At 74.1% G+C, this 305-nt stretch carries 1 protein-coding gene; it reads right to left on the bottom strand.

Annotation, left to right across the window (positions count from 1 at the left end; genetic code table 11):
- Nucleotides 1-305 (bottom strand): alanine racemase (locus tag C7C45_RS33375; protein ID WP_280101419.1); only part of this gene is annotated, 305 nt, incomplete at both ends.

The raw sequence follows: 305 nt of genomic DNA, 5'->3' as shown, positions 1-305 counted from the left end.
CCCCGAGATCGTCCGCCGTACGCCGCCGAGCTGCACCGGCCCGGTGTTGGAGGCGTGCCGGGGAACCCCGTCGGCGTACCCGAGCGGCACCACGGCCAGGTTCGCCTCGCTCGACGTGGTGTAGGTGTGGCCGTAGGAGACGCCGGTGCCGGCGGGCACCCGCTTGGTGAGCATCACCCGGGCGCGCGCGGTCATCGCCGGCCGCAGCCCGTACGTCTCACCGGCCACCGGGGAGAGCCCGTAGATGGCCAGACCTGGACGGACCAGGTCGAAGTGCGTGTCCGGGCGGGTCAGAGTCGCCGCCG

The organism is Micromonospora arborensis, from assembly GCF_003205615.1.
Lineage (GTDB): Bacteria > Actinomycetota > Actinomycetes > Mycobacteriales > Micromonosporaceae > Micromonospora > Micromonospora arborensis.
The sequence above is the reverse complement of the archived record's forward strand: the minus strand, read 5'-3'. Positions and strand labels throughout refer to the sequence as shown.